This window comes from Candidatus Accumulibacter propinquus (assembly GCF_056856495.1).
Genome location: NZ_JBSEHC010000007.1, coordinates 263,269 through 271,344, shown reverse-complemented (window position 1 = coordinate 271,344; position 8,076 = coordinate 263,269). Strand labels below are relative to the sequence as shown.

Below are 8,076 nucleotides of genomic sequence, written 5' to 3'. Positions count from 1 at the left end.
GGCATCGGCCAGGGTCTGGCCACCTCGTCGACGGAATACAGCACCTCGGCGCTGGGCACGGTCGCCAGCGCCACCGGCGCCGAAGCCTACCGCGCGGGCCTGGGGTCGGGTGTCGGCAAAGCCCTCGACCGACTCGCCCAGTACTACATCAAGCTCGCCGAGAACACCTTCCCGGTCATCGAGGTGGATGCCGGCCGCGAAGTCGACGTGGTGATCACCAAGGGCGTGCGCATCGACGTCCCCATGACGGCGGGCGACCCGTCTTCTGCGCGCCTCGCCCACTCCCCCAACTCCCCCGAAACCCGCTATCTGGAGACCTCCGACGATGGCAACTACTGAATCCCTGTGCGGGCCCCGGCGCGTGCTCGTCGCGGCCTTGAGCGCGACACTGCTCGGTGCGTGCGTCTGCGCCAAGGCCGCCACGCCCGAGGAGAAGCGCCTGCTGAGTGCCCTGCAGAAAGCACATCCGGGCACGTACTTCACCGAAGTCACCCGCTCGCCCATCGGCGGCCTCTATGAAGTCTGGATGAACGGCAACGTGGCCTACGTCTCGGCCAGCAACCCGCGCTACTTCCTCTTCGGCCGCCTGTTCGACACCGAGACCCTGCGCGACCTCACCGGCCCGAAACTGGCCCGGGCCGACAGTGTGAATGGCCCCCGAGGATCGGCCCCGGAACCCGCGCGCACGGCAGCGGCCCCGGTCCGCTTCGATCGACTGCCGCTCAGTGATGCGATCAAGACGGTCCGCGGCGATGGCCAGCGCAAGGTGGCCGTCTTCAGCGATCCCAACTGCCCCTACTGCAAGCAACTCGAGTCCGAGTTGGCCGGCCTCGACAACGTCACCCTCTATACCTTCCTCGTCCCCTTCCAGGGCGAGGCCAAGCCGATCGCCATCTGGTGCGCGGGGGATCGCGCAGAAGCCTGGCAGCGCCTGATGCTCCACGGCGACGACAGTGCGCTCAAGACCGATGCCGCCTGCGACCACCCGATCGCCCGCAACCGGGCACTGGCCCACCAACTCGGCGTCCAGGGCACGCCCACCCTGATCTGGGCGGACGGCAGCCGCACCGAGGGCTTCGTGGGACGTGCGGTGCTGGAAGCACGCCTCGCGCAGATCGCTTCACCAACGACGCCGCAAGCCACCGCGGAGCAGCAGCCATGAAGACGCTCGTGCTGCGCATTGGCGCCCTCTGCCTGCTGCTCCCCTTGGGTGCCTGCATGAACATGTCCGGATTGGGCGGCGACTCGAAGTACGCCTGCAAGGCTCCGGAGGGTGTCGCCTGCGACTCGGTGTCGGGTACCTACGCCAACGCGATCCACAACAACCTGCCCGGCCAACGGGCCAAACGCTCGGCCGCCCTGCGGAAAGAAGCCTCCGAAGCGAATCCGCCCGAATCGCCCCGGCCCGCCCCATCGTCCGTCGCCACCGGCGATGCCGACACGGTTGTCACGCCCAGCCCCTTGCGCTCCCAGGCCCGCCTGCTGCGCTTGTGGATCAAGCCCTGGGAAGACGCCGACGGCGATCTCTATGACCAAGGCTACGTCTATGTCCAGGTGGACAACGGCCAGTGGCTGATCGACCACGTCCAGCGCCAGATCCGCGACGCCTATGCGCCACTCAAGGCGCCACCCAGGTCAGGAACGGAAACCCCGGCCGAGCCGAACGCCGGCGCCAACGCGCCGGCCGCGCCGATGTTGCCGCAACGGCCCCCGTTCCCCGGGCCCAATGCCAACCATCCGCAGTGAGGTCGCCATGAACGCCCCCCACAGCAATCCCCCGATCGGCCCCCATCCCGGCCACCGGCAACCGCAGCGCTTCCCCTTCGCCCAGCCCGTCGATACGCCGGCCGAGCAGTTCGCCAACTGGCTGCCCTACTCCGCTTATCTCGCCCCCGAAAAAATCTTCGTCAACCGCGACAGCATGGGCGTCATGCTCGAGCTCATGCCCCAGTCGGGCGCCGACGAGCGCATGGCGGAAGTCCTGGTCTCGCTCTATGCCAACTGCCCGCCCGGCACCGGCATCCAGTTCCACCTGTTCGGCTCACCCCAGGTGCGCACCCAGTTGCGCCACTACGCCAACCTGCGGGTCGAGGACGAGGATCAGGCGGAGCAGGCCAAGCAGTGGGGCCGCCCGGCCCGCAACGGGAACCTGTTCAGGAAACTCGCCCGCCAGCGCGTCGGCCACCTGCTGCAGGGCGCGCAGAAGTCGCTCACCGCCGGCTTCCACTACACGATCCGGGACTTCCGGCTGATGCTCTCCGTCGCTTTTCCCGGCGACCCCGAGGATCTCAACAAGCGCGACGAGTTGATGGCGCTGCGCGATTCCATGTCGTCCACCCTGCGCTCTGCCTCGCTCCCCAACCGCGTTTGCGATGCCGCCGACCTGATCAACTGGTGCGCCCTCTTCACCAACCCCGACCGCATCTCCCAGACCGATGCGCCGGACCTGCACTACGACGATGGCCGCGAGTTGCGCGACCAGATCGTGGACTTCGACACCATCCAGGACCCGCACCCCAGCGGCCTCACCCTGTGGAAGGAAGCCAGCCCCGAGGTACTGGAAGCGCGCTTCTTCTCGATCAAGAGTTTCCCGGAACGCTTCGCGCTGTGGCAGATGGGCTCCCTCATCGGCGACCTGATGCAGCCGGCCTTGCAGTACAGCGCGCCCTTTCTGCTCACCCTGGGCGTGCAGGTGCTGGACCCCAACGTCACCAAGTCGGTGGTCACCGCCAACCATGTGCGGGCCACCCAGAACGCCAAGTCGAAAATGGCCGACGTGATGCCGGACGTGAATAAAAAGCTCCAGGACTGGACGGCGGCGGCGGATGCCATCGACACCGGCGGCAGCCTGGTGAGCCTGTATCACCAGTTGGCGCTGTTCACTGCCCCGAACAAGGCGGTCGCCGCCCACGAAGCGGCCAATGCCATCTGGCGCGGCCGCGGTTTCCAGTTGAACGCCGATGCCTACATGCATCGCCAGGCCTTGCTCGCCAGCCTCCCCATGATGCTGACCGAGAAGTTCCACCGGGACCTGGTCAAGATGCGGCGCGTCACGCGCAAGACCATGGCCAACGCCATCCACATGGCGCCGCTGATCGCCGAGTGGCGCGGTACCCGCACCCCGGCCCTGGTTTTCGGCGGCCGGCGCGGGCAGCTGATGACCCTGGACATCTTCGACAACGATCTCGGCAACTACAACTTCGCCATCATCGGCGCGCCAGGCTCGGGCAAGTCGGTGCTGATGAACGAGATGGCCTGGTCCTATCGGGCGATCGGCGCCAAGGTCTGGATGCTCGACCTCGGCCGCAGTTTCGAGAAGCTGTGCCGCAAGGCCCAGGGCACCTACATCGAATTCCGTCCCGACGTGGACATCTGCCTCAATCCCTTCACCCACATCGTCGACATCAACGAGGACATCGACATGCTGGTGCCGGGCATCGCCAAGATGTGCTCGATGCAGCACACCCTGGAGGAAGTCCAGTACAAGGCCATCTCGGCCATGGTCCTCAAGCTCTGGCGGGAGTACGGCAACGAGTTGCGCATCACGGGGCTGCGCGACGCCTTCAAAGGCGGAACCATCGAGGAACTGGGCGTAGTCAATGACCAGCGCATCAGGGATCTGGCCATCATGCTCAACCCCTACGCCAAGGGCGGGCAGTACGAGCGCTTCTTCGAGGGCAAGAACAACGTCGATTTTTCCAACGACTTCATCGTCATCGAGAACGAAGAGTTGAAGCGCCGCCCGGACCTGCACGCGGTGGTCAACATCCTGCTGCTGCACCGGATCACCGGCGAGATGTACCTGACGCGCAACCGGCGCAAGGTGCTGTTCGTCGACGAGCTGAAGCAACAACTGGGCGACATCGGCGCCGACGATCCGGTCAAGGCCGCCGTGATCGAGGAAGCCGCCCGGCGCGCCCGCAAGTACGGCGGCGCACTCGGCACCGCGACCCAGAGCGCCGATGACTACTACGGCTCGGCGCAGATGGAAGCGGCCTTCAACTGCTCGGACTGGGTCTTCCTGCTGCGGCAGAAACCGGAATCCATCGAGATGCTCGACCGCAAGGGCCGGCTCACCATGGACGAACCGAAGAAGCGGCTGTTGAACTCGCTACGCACCGAGGCCGGCGTCTTCTCCGAGGTGTACATCTCTTCCCCCGTGGGCGAGGGCGTCGCCCGCAACATCCTCGATCCGGCCACCCATCTGCTCTTCTCCAACAAGTTGGAAGACAACGCGCCGATCGACGAATTGCGCGCCCAGGGCCTGTCCATCGACGAGGCGATCGGCCAGCTGCTGCGCCGCCGGGGGCACGCGGTATGAAGACCTCCGTTCCCCAATGGCTGGCCCAGGGCCTGGTCACCCTGGTCGTGGTCGCCGCCGCGCTCGCGGCCTACGACCGCTCGGTGCTACGGCCGGCTCTGGTCATCGGCGTGGTCGATGTGGCCGAGGTGTACCGCGCCAAGGAAGCCGAGTTCACCCAGATCCTCACCAAGAGCAGTTCGGAGGAAGACCGCCAGAAGGCGCTCGTCATGGCCCGGGCCTTCGCCCAGCGCCTGCCGCTCGCCCTCGATGAGTTGCCGCGGGAATGCAACTGCCTGGTGATTCTCAGGACCGCCGTGGCCGGACCGACGCCGAATACCGTCGACCTGACGGCACAGTTGCGCAGAAAGGTGGCCGCGCCATGAATTCCGAACCGGTCCAACAGGCGAGTCCAAGTAGCGTGCGTGCCGCGTCGAGACCCCGGCAGCGGGCGGCGAGTCGTCAAACATTTTGCGGACTTCCTGCGCCATGTGCGCCGGCGCTGGTATCTCTACCTGCCGATCTTGGCGATCTGGGGCTTGGCCTATGCTCCGGCTCTTCGTCGATGCGACGCCGCGGCTGCCCGTGCTCTTCAACTGGACGCCGAGCCTGCCGTATCGCATCGCCTGGCTGGTGCACGGACCCCACCCCCTGCGGCGCGGCGACTTCATCGTCTTCTCGTTCGACGGTGAGGCGCAGACGCGTTATCCAGGGCTGCGCGGCCAGCCCTTCTTCAAGATCGTGCGGGGCTTGCCGGGCGATGCCGTGACCGTCGCCGGTCGGCACGTGGCGATCAACGGCGAGGAGGTCGGCGTGGCCAAGCTGCAGGCCTACGACCATCGTCCGCTGGTACCTATTACGCCGACCGTCATCCCGCCCGGACACTACTACGTGCAGGGCACCAGCCCCGACTCCTTCGACTCGCGCTACCAGGACAGCGGCCTGGTACGGGCCGAGCAGGTGGTCGGTGTCGTGGTTCCGCTGTATTGAAAGGCGCGCCATGACCAAGGCCCTTCTGCTCCTCGCGCTGCTCGGCCTCTTGACCCAGCCGGCCGCCCGGGGCCAGTCCAGTCCGGCCCGCGGGCCGATCCACGCGACGCCGACGACGCCAGGGATCGATGACATGCCGCTGGCCGACTATCTCGGCCTCCTGCGGCAAATCGCCCCCGCCGCTGAAGCCGGCGCCAAGGACTATCTCGCCGCTTTCGAGCGGCGTTGCGGCCGGGCACTCACCGCGACCGAGTTGCGCCAAGCGATGTCGGACGGTGACGGCGATCCGGTGCTGATGGGACTGATCCGTGCCAGCCACCTGCGCGATACCGCCGCCCGCGAACAACTCGCCGGACAGATCCGTTGCCCGGCCAGGGGGGCGCGATGAAACGCTGCATCGTGTCCGCTCCCCTGGTGCTCGGCCTGATGCTGGGCGCGGCAGGCGGCGCGCGGGCCATGGATCTGGGCGTCATCGGGCCGACCTACGAGATCAGCGAACCCCATCTGCTCCAGATGATCGAGCAGCGCCTGCGCGAGAAGGAACGTAGCGGCGAACTCGGGCGCCTTGAAGCAGCAAGCCCGGGAACGGGGCATCGCGACCGTGAAGAATCCGCCGCCGGTCACCGGCCTGCGTGCGACCGATACGGTGCGGACCTTCTACTTCGATCCGAGCTTCAGTCTGGATCGCAACATCCTCGGCCCCCAGGGCGAATTGCTGTTTGCCGCCGGCACGCGCAAGAACCCGCTGGAAGTGGTGTCGCTGTCCCGGCACCTGCTGTTCTTCGATGCCCGCGACCCGCGTCAGGTCGGCCGCGCCCGGCAGCTGATCGCCCTCTACCAGGGCCGCGTCAAGCCGATCCTGGTCGGCGGCTCCTACCTGGACCTGATGCAGTCCTGGCACGTCCCGGTCTACTACGACCAGCAGGGCCTGCTCACCCGCCGCCTGGGCATCACCCAGGTGCCGGCGCTGGTGTCGCAGGAAGGGCTGCGGCTGCGTATCGACGAATTGGCGGTGTCCCCATGAATGCCCATCGCGGCCTCGTTCCTTTCCTGCTCGCCGCCGTGCTCGCCTTCGCGGCCGGCCCCAGCCTCGCCGCCGGTGCGGCCACCTGCACCGGCAAGTTTCCCAATCCGATCACCGATATCTGCTGGTCCTGCATCCTGCCGATCAGCATCGGCAGTGCGCGCATCGCCAACTTCGGCGACCAGGAGGACACCGGCAACCCCTCGAGCCCGGTCTGCAGTTGTGGCGTCAATCCGGTCATCGGACTCTCCATCGGCTTCTGGGAGCCGGCACGGCATGTCGAGGCGGTGCGCAAACCGTTCTGCCTGGTATCGCTCGGCGGCATCGATCTCGACCCGGGCATTCCGGCGCCGGAAGCGGCGCGCTTCACGCGGCCCGGAAGGCGATGGCGACGGCGGCAGCTTCTACCAGGCGCACTTCTACGTGAACCCGGTGATGTATTGGCTGGACGTGGTGACCGACTTCCCCTGCCTGGAAAAGGGCTCCTTCGATCTCGCCTACCTCACCGAGGTTGATCCCCTGTGGGCCGACGACGAACTCGCCCTGATCCTCAATCCGGACGCCGTGCTCTTCGCCAATCCGGTCGCCATTGCCGCCTGCGCTGCCGACTGCGTCGCCGCCTCGGTGGGCTTCGGCCTCAAGGAGCTCTTCTGGTGCGCCGGATGCCAGGGGGGCATTTACCCCCTCGACGGCCACGTCCCCTACCACCTGGGCGGCGTGCGCACGGCCGCGCTGATGGCCCAGCGCCTGACCGCCAAGATGCACCGCGAACTGATCGCCTGGGGCTGGCACGGCACCCCCGGCCTGTGCGGGCCGTACTTCGAGCCGGTCATGGACAAGACTGCCTACAAGACCCAGCTCACCTATCCGATCCCCAACACCGACAAGGAGGCCGGTCGCTGCTGCCAGCCCTTCGGCCGCACCACGGTGCTCTGGGGCGCCGGCAAGGAATATCCGGTACGCGGCGAGGATTTCGCCTTCATGTTATTTCGCAAGAGGAACTGCTGTGTGGGCTTCTGATCTCCGTCTATCTGCCCGGGCCCTCGGCCTCGTTGCCGCCCTCGCGGCGAGCGCGCCGGCCGTGGCGCAAAACCCGCCGGTCATCACCGACGCGGACATCGAACGGGTCCGCCGCGAAATGCCGACCGTCACCGATCAGGACATCGACGCGGCACGGCGGAAGTACCGCATGCCCAGCGATGCCGAACTGCAGGCCGCGCCGGTGCCGACCCGCCCGAACGTCGAGGCGCTGCCACAGCCCCTCAGCCACACCCCGATCGACCTCGAAGCGCTGGCGCGGGGCTATGCATCGCAATCCGAGGCGATGACTCAGGCGCAGGGGCTAGCGATGGGGCCCGGGCTGTTGGTGTTCGTCAGCCTGTCCATGCCCCGGCCCACGCTGCAACGCCTGGTCGACCAGGCCGCGCGGGCCAAGGCCTCGATCGTCCTCCGGGGTTTCGCCAACGGCTCGTTGCGCGACACCGTCGCCCAGGTGCAGGGCCTGATCGGTTCCCGCCAGGTGGCCGTGCAGATCGATCCCCAGGCGTTCGACCGCTACGCCGTCACCCGGGTACCGACCTTCGTGCTGGTGCGCGACGTCACCCGCCCGGTTGCCTGCGCCAGCGGCAGTTGCGCGCCGGCCGACAGTTTCCTGCGGACCTCCGGCGACGTGAGCCTGGACTACGCGCTGGAACACATGCGGCGCTCGGCACCCGGGTTCGGCCCGCCCGCCGACATCTTCCTGAAACGGATCAAGGGATAG

The 8,076-nt window shown here is 67.3% G+C and carries 7 protein-coding genes and 3 pseudogenes; all 10 read left to right on the top strand.

The features are described 5' to 3' along the window. The coding region (locus AC15MQ_RS22030) for a TrbI/VirB10 family protein (protein WP_483081347.1) at nt 1-339 on the top strand (339 nt) is incomplete at its 5' end. Continuing rightward, nucleotides 326-1,162: a DsbC family protein gene (locus AC15MQ_RS22025; protein WP_483081346.1), complete on the top strand. Its 837-nt coding sequence runs from the start codon at nt 326-328 to the stop codon at nt 1,160-1,162. The genes AC15MQ_RS22030 and AC15MQ_RS22025, both read left to right, overlap by 14 nt. Beyond that, complete coding sequence (locus AC15MQ_RS22020; protein ID WP_483081345.1) at nt 1,159-1,746, top strand: TraV family lipoprotein; 588 nt, start codon at nt 1,159-1,161, stop codon at nt 1,744-1,746. The genes AC15MQ_RS22025 and AC15MQ_RS22020 overlap by 4 nt, the downstream gene beginning before the upstream one ends. Nucleotides 1,747-1,753: 7 nt before the next feature. Then, entirely contained in the window at nt 1,754-4,321 is a 2,568-nt protein-coding gene (traC, locus tag AC15MQ_RS22015) for a type IV secretion system protein TraC (protein WP_483081356.1), read from the top strand. Beyond that, nucleotides 4,318-4,686 (top strand): hypothetical protein, encoded by a 369-nt coding sequence (locus AC15MQ_RS22010; RefSeq protein WP_483081344.1) that lies wholly within the window; start codon nt 4,318-4,320, stop codon nt 4,684-4,686. The genes traC and AC15MQ_RS22010 overlap by 4 nt, the downstream gene beginning before the upstream one ends. A gap of 39 nt (nt 4,687-4,725) precedes the next feature. After that, a pseudogene (traF, locus tag AC15MQ_RS22005) lies at nt 4,726-5,290 on the top strand (conjugative transfer signal peptidase TraF). A gap of 10 nt (nt 5,291-5,300) precedes the next feature. Further along, nucleotides 5,301-5,678 carry a hypothetical protein gene (locus AC15MQ_RS22000; RefSeq protein ID WP_483081343.1) on the top strand — a complete coding sequence of 126 codons (378 nt, stop codon included), beginning with the start codon at nt 5,301-5,303 and terminating at the stop codon, nt 5,676-5,678. Further along, nucleotides 5,675-6,314 (top strand): annotated as a pseudogene (gene traW / locus AC15MQ_RS21995) (type-F conjugative transfer system protein TraW). The gene AC15MQ_RS22000 and the pseudogene traW overlap by 4 nt, the downstream one beginning before the upstream one ends. Then, a pseudogene (gene traU, locus AC15MQ_RS21990) lies at nt 6,311-7,334 on the top strand (conjugal transfer pilus assembly protein TraU). Before traW ends, traU begins: the two co-directional pseudogenes overlap by 4 nt. Continuing rightward, a complete protein-coding gene (gene trbC / locus AC15MQ_RS21985; protein ID WP_483081342.1) occupies nt 7,321-8,076 on the top strand; it encodes a type-F conjugative transfer system pilin assembly protein TrbC in 756 nt (251 codons plus the stop codon). Before traU ends, trbC begins: the two are co-directional and overlap by 14 nt.

Bases quoted from the DNA above. Each gene is read 5' to 3' on its own strand.
- AC15MQ_RS22010 (WP_483081344.1), top strand. From the start codon at position 4,318: ATGAAGACCTCCGTTCCCCAATGGCTGGCCCAGGGCCTGGTCACCCTG.
- AC15MQ_RS22025 (WP_483081346.1), top strand. From the start codon at position 326: ATGGCAACTACTGAATCCCTGTGCGGGCCCCGGCGCGTGCTCGTCGCG.
- AC15MQ_RS22000 (WP_483081343.1), top strand. From the start codon at position 5,301: ATGACCAAGGCCCTTCTGCTCCTCGCGCTGCTCGGCCTCTTGACCCAG.
- AC15MQ_RS22020 (WP_483081345.1), top strand. From the start codon at position 1,159: ATGAAGACGCTCGTGCTGCGCATTGGCGCCCTCTGCCTGCTGCTCCCC.
- traC (WP_483081356.1), top strand. From the start codon at position 1,754: ATGAACGCCCCCCACAGCAATCCCCCGATCGGCCCCCATCCCGGCCAC.